The sequence below is a fragment of the Fusobacteriaceae bacterium genome (assembly GCA_031272775.1).
Lineage (GTDB): Bacteria > Fusobacteriota > Fusobacteriia > Fusobacteriales > Fusobacteriaceae > JAISST01.
On record JAISTB010000037.1, the window covers coordinates 13,457 to 27,974 of the forward strand.

10 protein-coding genes are annotated in these 14,518 nt (G+C 57.1%); 4 read left to right on the forward strand and 6 right to left on the reverse strand.

Annotated features, from left to right (window positions below; all coding sequences use genetic code 11):
• The first annotated feature begins 63 nt into the window (after positions 1 to 63).
• The 4 genes from pta to nifJ (LBQ97_08680) all read left to right on the forward strand — a co-directional run bounded on the left by pta (position 64) and on the right by nifJ (LBQ97_08680) (position 9,532).
• A complete protein-coding gene (gene pta / locus LBQ97_08665; GenBank protein ID MDR1832780.1) occupies positions 64 to 1,053 on the forward strand; it encodes a phosphate acetyltransferase in 990 nt (329 codons plus the stop codon).
• Positions 1,054 to 1,090: 37 nt separating this feature from the next.
• The gene (locus LBQ97_08670; GenBank protein MDR1832781.1) at positions 1,091 to 2,293 is read left to right on the forward strand and encodes an acetate kinase; all 1,203 of its coding nucleotides are present in this window, start codon (positions 1,091 to 1,093) and stop codon (positions 2,291 to 2,293) included.
• Positions 2,294 to 2,323: 30 nt separating this feature from the next.
• On the forward strand, positions 2,324 to 5,863 hold the full coding sequence (gene nifJ / locus LBQ97_08675; GenBank protein ID MDR1832782.1) for a pyruvate:ferredoxin (flavodoxin) oxidoreductase: 3,540 nt from the start codon (positions 2,324 to 2,326) through the stop codon (positions 5,861 to 5,863).
• Between the two features lie 78 nt (positions 5,864 to 5,941).
• A complete protein-coding gene (gene nifJ / locus LBQ97_08680; protein ID MDR1832783.1) occupies positions 5,942 to 9,532 on the forward strand; it encodes a pyruvate:ferredoxin (flavodoxin) oxidoreductase in 3,591 nt (1,196 codons plus the stop codon).
• A 65-nt stretch (positions 9,533 to 9,597) separates the two neighbouring features.
• Here the strand turns inward: nifJ (LBQ97_08680) and LBQ97_08685 are convergent, their stop codons facing one another.
• From LBQ97_08685 to prfA, 6 genes are read right to left on the reverse strand one after another with little or no spacing between them, the layout of a single operon-like run.
• Positions 9,598 to 10,488, reverse strand: a complete 891-nt coding sequence (locus LBQ97_08685) for a polyprenyl synthetase family protein (GenBank protein MDR1832784.1) — start codon at positions 10,486 to 10,488, stop codon at positions 9,598 to 9,600.
• Positions 10,489 to 10,497: 9 nt separating this feature from the next.
• Entirely contained in the window at positions 10,498 to 10,713 is a 216-nt protein-coding gene (xseB, locus tag LBQ97_08690; GenBank protein MDR1832785.1) for an exodeoxyribonuclease VII small subunit, read from the reverse strand.
• Positions 10,694 to 11,266, reverse strand: a complete 573-nt coding sequence (gene rsmD / locus LBQ97_08695) for a 16S rRNA (guanine(966)-N(2))-methyltransferase RsmD (GenBank protein MDR1832786.1) — start codon at positions 11,264 to 11,266, stop codon at positions 10,694 to 10,696. The genes xseB and rsmD overlap by 20 nt, the downstream gene beginning before the upstream one ends.
• Before the next feature lie 8 nt (positions 11,267 to 11,274).
• Positions 11,275 to 12,306, reverse strand: coding sequence for a tRNA preQ1(34) S-adenosylmethionine ribosyltransferase-isomerase QueA (gene queA, locus LBQ97_08700; protein ID MDR1832787.1), 1,032 nt, complete (start codon positions 12,304 to 12,306; stop codon positions 11,275 to 11,277).
• Complete coding sequence (prmC, locus tag LBQ97_08705; GenBank protein ID MDR1832788.1) at positions 12,291 to 13,400, reverse strand: peptide chain release factor N(5)-glutamine methyltransferase; 1,110 nt, start codon at positions 13,398 to 13,400, stop codon at positions 12,291 to 12,293. The genes queA and prmC overlap by 16 nt, the downstream gene beginning before the upstream one ends.
• On the reverse strand, positions 13,397 to 14,476 hold the full coding sequence (gene prfA / locus LBQ97_08710) for a peptide chain release factor 1 (protein ID MDR1832789.1): 1,080 nt from the start codon (positions 14,474 to 14,476) through the stop codon (positions 13,397 to 13,399). Before prfA ends, prmC begins: the two co-directional genes overlap by 4 nt.
• Positions 14,477 to 14,518 lie beyond the last annotated feature (42 nt).

The following is a 14,518-nucleotide window of genomic DNA, read 5'->3' on the forward strand; positions in this document are numbered from 1 at the left end:
ATATCAAACAACAAGAGATTGCGAAGCAATCCAAGATTTTTTATTTTCCAAGGAGGAATCGCTGTGAGCATTCTGGTGAACATCAGAGAAAAAGCGCGAAAAGATCTGAAAAAAATCATCCTGCCGGAAGGACAGGACGAACGCATCATACGGGCCGCGGCCAGAGTCGTGGAACTGGGCGTTGCCATACCGGTCGTCATCGGCGTCAAAGAATCCATTGAACGCATGGCGGGGGACCTGGATATTTCCATGGCGGGTGTGGAAATCGTCGAGCTGGACAAAGTGACGAATCTCGACGAATATGCTACAGAATTTGCGAAAATGCGGGAGAAAAAGGGCCTGACCTTTGAAAAGGCCAAAGAAACCCTGATCAAAGAGCCGGTATTCTACGCGGCCATGATGGTGCGGCAGGGCGAAGCCCACGGCGTCGTATCGGGGGCGACCTCGCCGACGGCTCAGGTCATCCGGGCGGGACTTCAGATCATTGGGACGAAGCCCGGCATCAAGACCGTTTCCTCCTGCTTCCTCATGGAGCTGACCGAACGGCAGGAAACCTACGGAGAAGTATTGCTTTTCGCCGACTGCGCGGTAATTCCCGTGCCGACGGCCGAACAGCTGGCGGACATCGCCGTTTCCACGGTAGCCACGGGCCGAAGCATCGTGGGCATCGAGGGCAAAGTGGCCCTCATGACCTTTTCCACCAAGGGGTCCGCGGATCATCCCGATATCGATATCGTCAAAGAAGCGGGGAAAATCCTGCGGGAGCGCGAGGTGGACTTCCCCTTTGACGACGAACTTCAGGCCGACGCGGCCCTCGTCAAGTCCGTGGCGGCCAAGAAAGCCCCCGAATCTCCCGTGGCCGGTCACGCCAACATTCTGGTGTTCCCGAATCTCGCCGCCGGCAATATCGGCTACAAGCTCGTCCAGCGGCTGGCCGGGGCAAACGCCTACGGTCCCATTATCCAGGGGCTCAACAACCCCATCAACGACTTGTCCCGGGGCTGTTCCGCCGAGGACATCGTCGACCTCGTGGCCATGACCGCGATCCAGTAAGGACAAAAGAAAAAGAAAACCATATCAGGAGGAAAACATGAAAGTATTGGTAATCAATTGCGGCAGCTCCTCGCTCAAGTATCAGCTGATCAATCCCGAGCAGGGCGAAGTGTTTGCCAAGGGACTTTGTGAAAGGATCGGAATCGCCGGATCCAAAATGGAATACGAAGTCCCCGCCAAAGATTTTGAATTGAAGGCGGAAAAACCCATGCCGACCCACAAAGAGGCGCTGGAGTTCGTCATGGCCGCCATTACGGATTCCGTGAACGGCGTCATCAAGAGCCGGGACGAAATCGACGCCATCGGCCACCGGGTCGTGCACGGCGGAGAAGATTTCTCCGGCTCCGTCCTTGTGAACAAAGATGTGCTGGCCGCCATCGAGAAGAACAACGATCTCGCGCCCCTGCACAATCCGGCCAATCTTCTGGGTATCACGACCTGTATGGAACTCATGCCCGGAAAGCCCAACGTCGCCGTATTTGACACGGCCTTTCACCAGACGATGCCCCCCGACGCCTATATGTACGCGCTCCCCTATGAGGATTACAAAGAATTAAAAGTGCGGAAATACGGCTTCCACGGGACATCCCACCTCTTTGTTTCCTCGACCATGAGGGAAATCATGGGGAATCCCCAACACTCGAAGATCATCGTCTGTCATCTGGGGAACGGCGCGTCCATGTCCGCGGTCAAAGACGGAAAATCCGTCGACACGTCCATGGGACTCACGCCGCTGCAGGGGCTTATGATGGGCACCCGCTGCGGAGACATCGATCCCGCCGCCGTTCTGTTCATCAAAAATAAACGAAACCTGACCGACGCTCAAATGGACGACAGAATGAATAAAAAATCCGGCATTTTAGGCATATTCGGGACCTCTTCGGACTGCCGGGATATGGAAGACGGCGTAAACGCCGGCAATGAGCGGGCAAAACTGGCCGAGGATATGTTCTGTTACCGGATCAAATCCTATATCGGCGCTTACGCGGCCGTTATGGGAGGCGTCGACGCCATCTGCTTCGCGGGCGGCATCGGGGAAAACGCCGCGGGCATCCGGGCTAAAATTCTCGAAGGCCTCGAATTCCTCGGCGTCAAGCTCGACAAAGAAGTCAACGGCAAACGACAGAAGGGAAATGTCAAGCTGTCGGCCGCCGATTCGAAAACCCTTGTGTATAAGATCGCGACAAACGAGGAATTGGTTATCGCCCGGGATACCTACGCCATCGTAGGAAAAAAGTAACGCACGTCAGATTCAGGGAGAGAATATAGCATGAGTAAATGGAAAGACGCAATGGATGGCAACACAGCCGCCGCGTATATTTCTTACGCGTTCACGGAGGTGGCGGGGATCTTTCCGATCACGCCCTCGTCGCCCATGGCCGAGCTCGTCGATGAATGGGCCGCCAAAGGAAAGAAAAATCTTTTCGGACAGACCGTAAAAGTCGTGGAAATGCAATCGGAAGGAGGCGCTTCGGGGACAGTCCACGGATCGTTGCAGGCCGGCGCTTTGACGACGACCTATACGGCCTCCCAGGGACTGCTTCTCATGATCCCCAATATGTACAAAATCGCCGGGGAATTTCTGCCGGGCGTATTTCACGTGTCGGCAAGAACCCTCTCGGTTCACGCCCTCTCGATTTTCGGCGACCATTCCGACGTCATGGGCTGCCGGATGACAGGCTTCGCCATGTTGTCGTCGGCCTCGCCGCAGGAAGTCATGGATTTGGGCGCCGTGGCGCATCTTTCGGCCATCAGGGGCAGGATCCCCTTCCTGCATTTCTTTGACGGCTTCCGGACGTCCCACGAAGTGCAGAAAATTGACGTGCTGGATTACGAGGACCTGCGTCCCCTGGTGGATTGGGCCGAAGTCGACGCCTTCCGCAAGCGGGCGCTGAATCCCGAACACCCCTGCACCCGGGGAACGACGGTCAATCCCGACATCTTCTTCCAGTCGAGGGAAGCGGGCGACGAATACATCCAAAAATTACCCGACATCGTCGAAAATTACATGAAAGAAATCAATAAACTCACGGGAAGAAACTACGAACTCTTCGAATATTACGGCGCGCCGGACGCCGACCGGGTCGTGATCGCCATGTGTTCCGTGGCGGAGACGGTCCGGGAAGTCGTCGATAAATTAAACGCCGGCGGGGAGAAGGTCGGCATGATTGCCGTCCGGCTCTACAGGCCCTTCTCGCCGAAGCATTTGATCGCGGCGCTGCCGAAAAGCGTCAAAAAAGTCGCGACCCTCGACCGGACCAAGGAACCGGGCTGTATGGGCGAACCGCTTTACCAGGACGTTTGCACGGCCTTTCAGCAAAAGGGCGTCCAGATCGCCGTGACCGGCGGCCGCTACGGCCTTGCCTCCAAGGACACGACGCCGGATCAGATCGCCGCCGTCTACGTCGAACTGGCCAAGGACGAACCCAAAAACAGCTTTACGATCGGGATCACCGACGACGTCTACGGCTCGTCGCTCCCCTCCGTGGCCGGATTTACCGTAGAGGACAAAGACGCCAGCGCGTACAAGATCTGGGGCCTCGGATCCGACGGCACAGTGGGCGCGAACAAAAACTCCATCAAAATTATCGGAGAAACGACGGATTTTTACACCCAGGCCTATTTCGTCTACGATTCCAAAAAATCCGGCGGTCTGACCCAGTCCCATCTGCGGGTCGGGAAAAATCCCATCCGCTCGACTTACCTGGTGGGCGCGGCGGATTTTGTCGCCTGCCACAACCCCACTTACGTCGACAAATACGACCTCGTCCGGGAACTGAAGGCGGGCGGCGTATTTCTGCTCAACTGTCCCTGGAAGACCGTCGCGGAGCTTGAGACGGCCCTTCCCCCGTCCATGAAAAAAGCCCTCGCCGAAAAAGACGCGAAGCTCTATGTGATCGACGCCATCGGCATCGCGCGGGAGCTGGGTCTCGGCAACCGGACCAACAGCATTCTGCAGGCGGCCTTTTTCAAGCTGACCGACATCATCCCGCTGGAGTTGGCCGTCAAAGAAATGAAAGAAGCCATTTACAAGACTTATTACACCAAGCGCGGACAGGACGTCGTCGATCAAAACTACGCCTCCGTGGACAGGGGCCTCACCGAAATTACCCGGATCGCGATCCCCGAAAGCTGGAAGGGGCTCACGCCCGAGAGCGCCGATTACAGCGCCCTGCCGGAATTCATCCGGGAGATCGTCATCCCCATGAACAGACAGGAAGGAGACGCCATTCCCGTGTCTCTCTTGAAAAAATACGGCTGCGAAGACGGCAGTTGGCCCCACGGCACCTCAAAATACGAGAAGCGAGGCGTCGCCGTCGATGTGCCCCAATGGTCGCCGGAAAACTGTATCCAGTGCAACCGCTGCGCCTTCGTTTGCCCCCACGCGGCCATCCGGCCGGCGCTTCTGGACGAAAATGAGAAGAAAGCCGCTCCCGCCTCCTTTGAGACACTGAAAGCCACAGGGCCCGGCCTCGACAAATACGCCTACCGCGTGCAGGTCTCGCCCTACGATTGCACGGGCTGCGGCAGCTGCGCCAATCTCTGCCCCGCCAAAGAAAAGGCTCTCGTCATGAAGCCCTTTGCCACCCAAGCGGCCCAGGGGGCAAACTGGGACTACTTCTACGACAAGGTCTCGGTCAAGACCGACGCCGTCAATAGCAGGACCGTGAAAAATTCCCAGTTCGCCAAACCCTATTTCGAATTTTCAGGCGCCTGCGCGGGCTGCGCGGAAACGCCTTACATCAAACTGGCGACGCAGCTTTTCGGGCGCAAAATGGTCATCACCAACGCCTCGGGCTGTTCGACGGCCTACGGCGCTTCCATGCCCTCGACGCCTTACACGGCCGATGAGAGGGGGATCGGTCCCGCCTGGGCCATGTCGCTCTTTGAGGACAACGCCGAATACGCCTACGGTTTTCTTGTGGGCCATGAGGCCGTGAGCCTCGAGCTCTGCCAGCGGGTATTGGATCTCAAAAACGCCGGCGTCGCCGTCGCGGAAGCGGAAGAGTACCTTGCCAAACGGAACGATTTCGAAGCCTCGGATCTCGCCGCGGAAAAACTCACGGCGGCTCTTGCGGCCCTTCCCGCCGGGAAACTGACGGGCGACGTCGCGGAAGCGGCCCGATACATTCTCAAAAACAGCGAGTACCTGACGAAAAAATCCTTCTGGGCCTTCGGCGGAGACGGCTGGGCCTATGATATCGGCTATGGCGGTCTTGATCACGTGCTGGCGGCGGGGAAGGACATCAACGTCCTCGTCCTCGACACGGAAGTCTACTCCAACACAGGCGGCCAGTCCTCCAAATCCACGGGGACCGCGGCTGTGGCCAAATTCGCCGCGGCGGGGAAGGAAGTCAAGAAAAAGGACCTCGGACGCATGGCCATGAGCTACGGCTACGTCTATGTGGCCCAGGTGGCCATGGGCTACGACTTGAACCAGACGCTGACCGCCCTCAGGGAAGCGGAAGCCTATCCGGGACCTTCCCTCGTCATCGCCTATTGCCCCTGTATCGAGCACGGGCCTAAGATCGGCATGGGACACAGCCAGGAAGAAATCAAGCGGGCCGTGGAGGCCGGGTACTGGCAGTGCTACCGCTACGATCCCCGACGGAAGGACGAGGGAAAAAATCCCTTTATCCTCGATTCCAAAGCGCCCACAGGCGACCTGCAGGCCTTTCTCGATTCCGAGAACCGCTTCGGCTCCCTGGCGCTGGCCTATCCCGACAGGGCCGATTACCTCTACGCCAAGGCGAAAAAAGACGCCCTCGAGCGCTACGAGGTCTACAAGCGCCTCGCTGAGGAAAAATAAGACCCGGGAGCAAATCAACCCAAGCGACAAACTACCTGTTATATAAAATTAATTGTTTAGAAGGAGGAATATTGTCTTATGAGTAAAATCATGCAAACAATGGACGGAAATCAGGCTGCGGCATACGCTTCTTACGCCTTTACGGAAGTAGCGGGGATCTATCCCATCACGCCGTCGTCCCCCATGGCCGAGTATGTGGACGAATGGGCTGCCAAAGGGATGAAGAACATCTTCGGGGTCCCCGTAAAAGTAGTGGAAATGCAATCGGAAGGAGGCGCCGCCGGCACCGTTCACGGTTCGCTGCAAGCGGGGGCCCTGACGACGACCTATACCGCTTCCCAGGGACTGCTGCTCAAAGTGCCCAACATGTACAAAATTGCCGGCGAATTGCTGCCCGGCGTGATCCACGTATCGGCGAGATCGTTGTCGGCTCAGGCCCTTTCGATCTTCGGGGATCATCAGGACGTTTACGCGGCCCGGCAGACGGGATTCGCCATGCTGGCGTCCAATTCCGTGCAGGAAGTTATGGATCTGGGCGGCGTCGCGCATCTGGCCGCCATCAAGACACGTGTACCGTTTTTACACTTTTTCGACGGGTTCAGAACATCCCATGAAATACAGAAAGTCGAAGTGATCGATTTCGAAGTCTTCAAAAAACTGATCGACATGAAGGCCGTGGAGGAATTCCGGGCCCGGGCCCTCAATCCCGAACATCCCGTAACCAGGGGAACGGCCCAGAACGAGGACATCTATTTCCAGACCCGGGAAGCCCAGAACAAGTTCTTTGACGCGGTACCCGACGTCGTGGCGGGCTACATGGCCGACATCTCCAAGGCCGTGGGCCGCGAATACAAGCCCTTTACCTATTACGGGGCCCCTGACGCCGAAAACATTCTTGTGGCCATGGGTTCCGTGTGTCCGGTGGCCGAGGAAACCGTCGACTATCTGAACAAAAAAGGACAGAAGGTCGGCATTCTCGAAGTTCATCTGTATCGGCCCTTCTCGGAAAAATACTTCTTTGACGTACTGCCGAAGACCGTCAAGAAAATCGCGGTCCTCGACCGGACCAAAGAGCCCGGATCCCTCGGAGAGCCGCTGCTCCTGGACGTAAAGTCGCTGTTCTTCGGGAAAGCCAACGCGCCCCTGATCATCGGCGGACGCTACGGACTCTCGTCCCGGGATACGAACCCGACCCATGTGGCGGCTGTCTATGAGAACCTCGCCAAGGCCGAACCCAAGGACAAATTTACCGTGGGCATCATCGACGACGTGACCGGCACGAACATTCCCCTTCCCGAAGAAGTGGACCTCGACCTGCCGGGAACCCGAGAATGTCTGTTCTTCGGACTCGGCGCCGACGGCACCGTGGGCGCCAACAAAAACTCTATCAAGATTATCGGCGATCACACGGAGCAGTACGCCCAGGCCTATTTCGCCTATGACTCCAAGAAGTCCGGCGGCGTGACCCGCTCCCATCTGCGCTTCGGGAAAAATCCCATCAAGTCCAGCTATCTCGTAACTCAGCCGCATTTTGTGGCCTGTTCCGTACCGGCTTATCTGGACAAATACGACATGACCTCGGGCATCCGCAAGGGCGGGAGCTTCCTGTTGAACTGCATCTGGAGCAAGGAAGAGGCCGTGGCCAACATCCCCAACAAAGTTAAACGGGATCTCGCGAAAAAAGGCGCGAAATTATACATCATCAACGCGACGAAACTGGCCGAGGATATCGGGCTCGGACAGCGGACGAATACGATCATGCAGTCGGCCTTCTTCAAACTGGCGGACATCATCCCCTATGAGGAAGCCCTGACCTACATGAAGGAATACACGAAGAAGACCTATCAGAAAAAAGGCGAGGAAATCGTCAAGATGAATTACGCGGCCATTGACGTCGGCGCCGACGGCCTCGTGGAAATCCCCGTGGATCCGGCCTGGGCCAATCTCAAAGACGAGTCCGCGGCGGCGGAATGCGCCACTTGCGGCGCGCTCTGCAACGGCGGAGACGACGCGACCATCAATTTCGTCAAGAAGATCGTGGAACCCGTAAACGCCATGCAGGGTTACGGGCTGCCCGTATCGACCTTCAACGGCTATGAGGACGGAACCTTTGAAAACGGCACCGCCGCCCATGAAAAGAGAGGCATCGCCGTAGACGTACCGGTTTGGGTACCCGAGAACTGTATCCAGTGCAACCAATGCGCTTATGTCTGTCCCCACGCGGTCGTACGCCCCTTCCTGTTGACGAAGGAAGAAAAGGAAAAGGCGCCCGTAGAACTTGCGACGCTGAAGGCCGTGGGCAAAGGGCTCGAGAATCACGAATTCAAAATCCAGATTTCGCCCCTCGATTGCACGGGCTGCGGCTCCTGCGCCAATGTCTGTCCCGCGCCCAAGGGAAAAGCGCTGGTCATGAAACCCATCGCCGATTCCGTGGCGGCCGGCGAAGTGCAGAAAGCCGACTATGTCTTCAACCAGGTAAGCTATAAGACCGAATTTATGACGTCCGACACCGTAAAGGGATCTCAGTTTGCCCAGCCGCTCTTCGAGTACTCGGGCGCCTGCCCCGGTTGCGGCGAGACGCCTTATCTGAAGCTGATCACCCAGCTGTTTGGAGACCGGATGATGGTCGCCAACGCCACAGGCTGCTCCTCCATTTACAGCGGATCGGCGCCCGCGACGCCCTATGCCAAGAACAAAGACGGCAAAGGACCCTCCTGGGGTTCCTCCCTCTTTGAGGACAACGCCGAGTATGGCATGGGTATGCACGTGGCCGTGGAAACCCTCCGGAACCGGATTCAGTCCATTATGGAAACGAATATGGACAAAGTTTCCCCCGAGACCCAGCTCATGTACAAGGAATGGATCGCGACCCGGGACGACGGCGCAAAGAGTGCCGAATGCGTCGCGAAGCTCGTGCCCTACCTTGCCGCCAGAGCCGCCGAGGGCTGCCCCATCGCCAAAGAGCTGCTGTCGCTCAAGCAATATTTCGCCAAGAAATCCCAGTGGATCTTCGGCGGAGACGGTTGGGGCTATGACATCGGCTACGGCGGACTGGATCATGTGCTGGCGTCCAAGGAAGACGTCAATGTGGTTATCCTCGATACGGAAGTCTACTCCAACACGGGCGGACAGGCGTCCAAGTCGACGCCCACGGGGGCTGTGGCCAAATTCGCCGCCGCCGGAAAACCCGTCAAGAAAAAGGATATGGCCGCTATCGCCATGTCTTACGGACATATCTATGTGGCCCAGGTTTCCATGGGCGCCAATCAGGCCCAGTTCCTGAAGGCCGTCAAGGAAGCGGAAGCCTACAAGGGACCCTCGCTGATCATCGCCTACGCGCCCTGTATCAATCACGGCGTAAGAAAGGGCATGAACAAGGTCCAGACGGAAATGAAGCTCGCCACAGAATGCGGTTACTGGCCGATTTTCCGCTACAATCCGGCCCTCGAAGCCGAAGGGAAGAATCCCCTTGTTCTCGACTGCAAGGAACCTGTTTGGGAAAAATACGACGAGTACTTGCTTGGCGAGACGAGATACGCGACGCTGATGGCGTCCAAGCCCGCCGAAGCGAAAGAACTCTTCGCCCGGAACAAGGCCGAGGCCCAGCGGCGCTGGAGACAATACCAGAGACTGGCCTCCCTGGATTTCTCCGCGGAAAAGGCGCAGTAAAAGAGGAAATTTGCATAAAAAAACCCGCCGAACAACCGGCGGGTTTTTTATGATTCCCTCTCCTTTTATTTTTCTCTGCTCCCCACAAAATCCGCCAGCTCCAGCATAAGCTCAGCTTCCGGCCCGCCGAATTCGTCGGCGAGGGCGGCCTTTGCCCGCTCTACGGTCTCCCGCAGCAGGCGTTTGCTCTCGTCCATGCCGATGATGGACGGATAGGTGGATTTTCCGAGCCCGGCGTCGCTGCCGATGGGTTTGCCCAATTTTTCGAAATCGCCTTCCACGTCGAGGATGTCGTCCTTGATCTGAAAGGCGAGCCCCAGCGCTTCGGCGTATTGTTCGAGAGCTTCATACTCCCGCCCCGAAGCGTCTCCGATGATTGCGCCGCATTCCACGGGCAGCTTCAAAAGCCGTCCGGTCTTGTAGGCGTGCATAAACTGCAATTCCGAAAGATCTATTTTACGGCCTTCCCCTTCGATATCGACAATCTGCCCCGAGAGCATGCCGCCGATCCCGGCGTAATCGGCTGTTTTTGCGATAATCCGAACCGTCTGCTCCGGCGTCAGCAGGTCTTTGTTTCGCTCGGAGAGCACTTGAAAGGCAAAGGTCAGGAGCGCGTCCCCCACGAGGATCCCCTGGGCTTCGCCGAATTTTTTATGGGTCGTCAGCTTTCCTCTGCGGTAATCGTCGTTGTCGATGGCGGGCAGGTCGTCGTGGACGAGGGAATAGCCGTGGATCATCTCGATGCCCATGGCCGTGGGAATCCCCGCTTCCATTGGTTTTCCCAGCAAGCGCAACGTCAGGAACAGCAGGTTGGGCCGTATCCTTTTCCCGCCGTTCAGTATGGCGTAGCGCATCCCTTCCTTGATCACGTTTTCGTACGGGATTGCGGCCAGCGTCAGGTCGAGCTCTCTTTCCAGGATTTCATTGTTTTCCGCCAAGTAGTGTTTTAATTCCATGCTCCCTCCTCAAGATTCCGTCTTGATTTCTTCCGTGGTCCCGTCGGCGCCGACTTTGAAGATCTTTCCTTCCGCTTCCTTCAGCATATCCGAAGCCTCCTTGATCAGGTCCATGGCTTCTCCGTAGGCCTTGACGGATTCGTCGAGACTCAGTTCCCCGTTTTCCAGTTTGCCGATGATGGCGTCTATCGTTGCCAGATGTTCCTCAAATGTTTTCGCGCTCATCCGCCGCCTCCTCATAAAACGTAAACACCTTGTTCCGGTATTCCCGCTCGCTTGTTTGATGAAAATTCTTGATATTCGGGGGCAATTTTTCCCCCTTGTGATGCTCGCAGACAATGAGTCCGCCCGGGGCCAATACCTTGTGCCGGGCGATATTTTCGACGACCCGTTTGCACAATTCCTCCGTGTAGGGCGGATCCATAAAGATCAGATCGAATTTTTCCCCCTTGCGCCCGAGGATGCTGAGCGCCCGGAACACGTCATTTTTGTAGGCCCGGCAGCTTTCGGCGAATCCGAGCGTATTGGTATTTTCGATAATGATCGAAAGGGCCTCGGGATCGGACTCGATCATGACCGCCCGGGCCGCGCCTCGACTCAGGGCTTCGAGGGCCATGGCGCCGCTGCCGCTGAAGAGGTCCAGGAAAACGCTCCCGGGAATCCGGGCCGCCAGAATCGAAAAAAGCGCTTCCCGCAAGACGCCCAGCGTCGGCCGGGTTTCCGTTCCTTTTTTGCTTTTGAGGGTCCTTCCCTTACGCGTTCCCGCGATAATGCGCATAATGCCTCCTATCGGATAAACATGGCGTCTCCGAAACTGAAAAAATGGTATTTTTCACGAACCGCCCGATCGTAGGCCGTAAGCATGATCTCCCGCGTGGCAAAGGCCGAGACGAGCATCAGCAGCGTCGATTTGGGCAGGTGAAAATTCGTGATCAGGGCGTCCACGACCCGGAATTGAAAGCCCGGATAGATGAAAATGTCGGTGCTCCCCTTCCCCGGGGCCACAACGCCTTTTCCGTCGGCAATGGTTTCCAGCGTCCGCACCGTCGTCGTACCAACGGCCACGATACGTCTTCCTTGGGCCTTGGCCTCGTTGATGAGGGCGCAAGCCTCCGGACTTGCCTCGAAGGTCTCCTCGTGCATTTTGTGGTCTCTGGCGTCGTCCGCTTTAACCGGCCGGAACGTTCCCAAGCCCACGTCGAGAAAAATATCTACTATTTTTATCCCTTTTTCTTTGATCTTTCCCAAGAGCTCTTTCGTAAAATGAAGTCCCGCCGTCGGCGCGGCCACCGATTCCCCGCGCTCGGCGTAGACGGTCTGGTAGCGGTCCTTCTGTCGCAGTTCTTCGACGATATAGGGCGGCAGGGGCATATTGCCGAGACGGTCGAGAATCTCCTCAAAGACGCCCTCATAGGTAAAGCGGATCAGGCGTTTTCCGTCTTCGCCGACCCCCGACAGCTGGCCCCGGAGCTCGCGGTTTTCTCCGACGATGAGGCTTTGTCCGGTTTTCAGGCGCTTGGCGGGCTTCAAGAGACATTCCCAGTTGTCTCTGTCGATCCGCTTCAGGAGCAGGATTTCAACGACGCCCCCCGTTTCCTTATGCCCGTAGAGCCTCGCGGGAATGACCCGGGTCGCGTTCCGGACGAGGACGTCGCCGGGCCGGAGTTCATCCAAAATCCCGTAAAAAAGTGTTTCCTTGATGGCCCCGGTCCGCCGGTCCACGATCATCAGGCGGGAATGGTCCCTGGGTTCCCGGGGCTGCTGCCCGATCAGTTCTTTGGGGAGCGGGTAATCATAATCAATCAGCTTTGTCGACATTTTCCCACCACGACGCGGTCGTTGCCGCCGTAATCCTTTCCGGTCAGCGCGACATCGAAACGATGCTTTTCGAGAATATCGCCAACGGCCGCCGCCTGGGCCCTGCCGATCTCAAATACGAGCCAGCCCCCTTCCGTGAGGTAATCGCCGGCTTCCCGGGCGATGGCCTCATAAAAGCGCAGACCGTCAGCCCCGTCGGTCAGGGCTGATTTTGCCTCGTAGCGCAATACTTCGGGCATGAGTTCCTCATATTCTTTTTGGGAAATGTAGGGCGGATTGGACACGATCAGCTGATAGCGCTCTCCTTTGAGGGCCGAGAACAAGTCCGATTTTATAAATTTGATATTATTTGTATTGTTTTTGAGCTTGTTTTTTTCCGAAAGGGAAAGGGCCGCGGGATTGATGTCGACGCCGGTCACGTCCGCCTCCGGCAGTTCCATGGCAAGCGCGATGCCGATGGCGCCGCAGCCGCAGCCGAGGTCAAGGACTTTGGGCTTTTCCATGCCGCTCAAGAGATGTTTCGCCTGCTCCGCGACAACTTCGGTGTCGGGCCGCGGGATCAGGACGCCCTCCGCCATCAGAAAAGGATACCCGTAAAATTCCCATTCGCCGATAATATACTGAAGCGGTTTTCTGTATTTTCCTCGCCGGACGAGCAACTCCCGGATCAGATCCTTTTCCGGATCCGCGATCTCTCCCCGGAGCCGGGCGGTCAAAAGGGAGCGCCGGACCTTGAGCGCGTGGGCAAAGAGATGTTCCGCGTCTGTCCCGGCGTTGGGGACGCCGTATTTTTCAAGGTATTCGGCGGATTTTCGCAGCAACTCCCGGTTTTCCGCAAGCCAATCGACCTTCCCGGCGCTTTCCGCGGCGAGGATCCCGTCGACGTCGCCGCCGTTTTCGGCCACTTTGCGCAGACAGGCTTTGATCTGCTCTTTCTCGGTTGAGGACAGTTCCCGGTCAAAATTCGCGTAGAGGTAAATCTTGTCGCAGCACAGCACGCGGGCGATGATTTTTTCACCGGCGAGCCGCGCCTTGGGAATATTTCGTTCCTCCAGATACCGGGCGGAAAATTTCAGGATCTCCAACAGGTTCATGACTGCTCCGTCTCGCCCGAGAGGAGCTCCGCCTGGTGGAAGGTGATCAGGGCGTCGATCATTTCGTCAAGGTCTCCGTCGAGGAAGGCCTCGAGTCGGTAGACCGTAAACTTGATCCGATGATCCGTGATCCTCCCCTGGGGGAAATTATAAGTCCGGATTTTTTCCGAGCGGTCGCCGGTCCCCACTTGCAGCCTGCGCTGGCTCTCCACGGCCGAACGCTGTTTTTCGCTCTCCATGTCGTAGAGCTTTGAAAGCAGATGCCGCATGGCTTTTTCGCGGTTTTTGAGCTGGGAGCGCTCGTCCTGGCACTGGACGACGATGCCCGTGGGCAGATGGGTGATCCTGACCGCGGAATCGGTCATATTCACGTGCTGTCCGCCCGCGCCGCCCGAGCGGTACGTATCAATTTTCAGGTCTTTGGGATCCACCTTGATCTCGGCGATGTCCTCGATCTCCGGTAGCACGGCCACCGTCGCCGTCGACGTGTGGACGCGGCCCTGGGATTCCGTCTCGGGCACCCGCTGCACCCGGTGTACGCCCGACTCGAATTTCAGCCGGGACCAGGCGCCGAGTCCGTTGATGTTGAAGACGACCTCCTTGAAGCCGCCGATGCCCAGCTCCTGCTTTTCCATGACTTCTATCTTCCAGCGCCGTCTCTCCGCGTAGCGGCTGTACATCCGGAAGAGGTCCCCAGCGAAGAGGGCCGCCTCGTCGCCGCCCGCGCCCCCTCGGATCTCCACGATGACGTTTTTGTCGTCGTTTTTGTCCCTGGGGAGCAGCAGAATTTTCAGCTCCTGCTCCAGGACCGGCAGAGCCTCCTCGAGGGATTTGAGCTCTTCATGCATCATGTCCCGCATGTCGGCGTCCTTCTCATTTTTCAGGGCTTCCTTGATGTATTCGAAATCGGCGTTTTTCGCCTTGTACTCCTGGTATTTCCCGACGACGGGCTCCAATTCTCGCAGATTTTTGTTGCACTCGATCATGAGACCGGGATTGTCCACGATCTCCGGCGAACTCAGCGTCCGCTGCAATTCCTGATATTTTTCCACTACTTCTTCCAATTTTCCGAACAAGTTCTTCAACTCCTTACTTTATCCGCAACTCTTTACGCAAAA

Excerpts from the sequence above, each read along its gene's own strand:
- LBQ97_08670 (MDR1832781.1), top strand. The coding sequence starts at position 1,091 with ATGAAAGTATTGGTAATCAATTGCGGCAGCTCCTCGCTCAAGTATCAG.
- nifJ (MDR1832782.1), top strand. The coding sequence starts at position 2,324 with ATGAGTAAATGGAAAGACGCAATGGATGGCAACACAGCCGCCGCGTAT.
- nifJ (MDR1832783.1), top strand. The coding sequence starts at position 5,942 with ATGAGTAAAATCATGCAAACAATGGACGGAAATCAGGCTGCGGCATAC.
- LBQ97_08685 (MDR1832784.1), bottom strand. The coding sequence starts at position 10,488 with ATGGAATTAAAACACTACTTGGCGGAAAACAATGAAATCCTGGAAAGA.
- xseB (MDR1832785.1), bottom strand. The coding sequence starts at position 10,713 with ATGAGCGCGAAAACATTTGAGGAACATCTGGCAACGATAGACGCCATC.
- rsmD (MDR1832786.1), bottom strand. The coding sequence starts at position 11,266 with ATGCGCATTATCGCGGGAACGCGTAAGGGAAGGACCCTCAAAAGCAAA.
- queA (MDR1832787.1), bottom strand. The coding sequence starts at position 12,306 with ATGTCGACAAAGCTGATTGATTATGATTACCCGCTCCCCAAAGAACTG.
- prmC (MDR1832788.1), bottom strand. The coding sequence starts at position 13,400 with ATGAACCTGTTGGAGATCCTGAAATTTTCCGCCCGGTATCTGGAGGAA.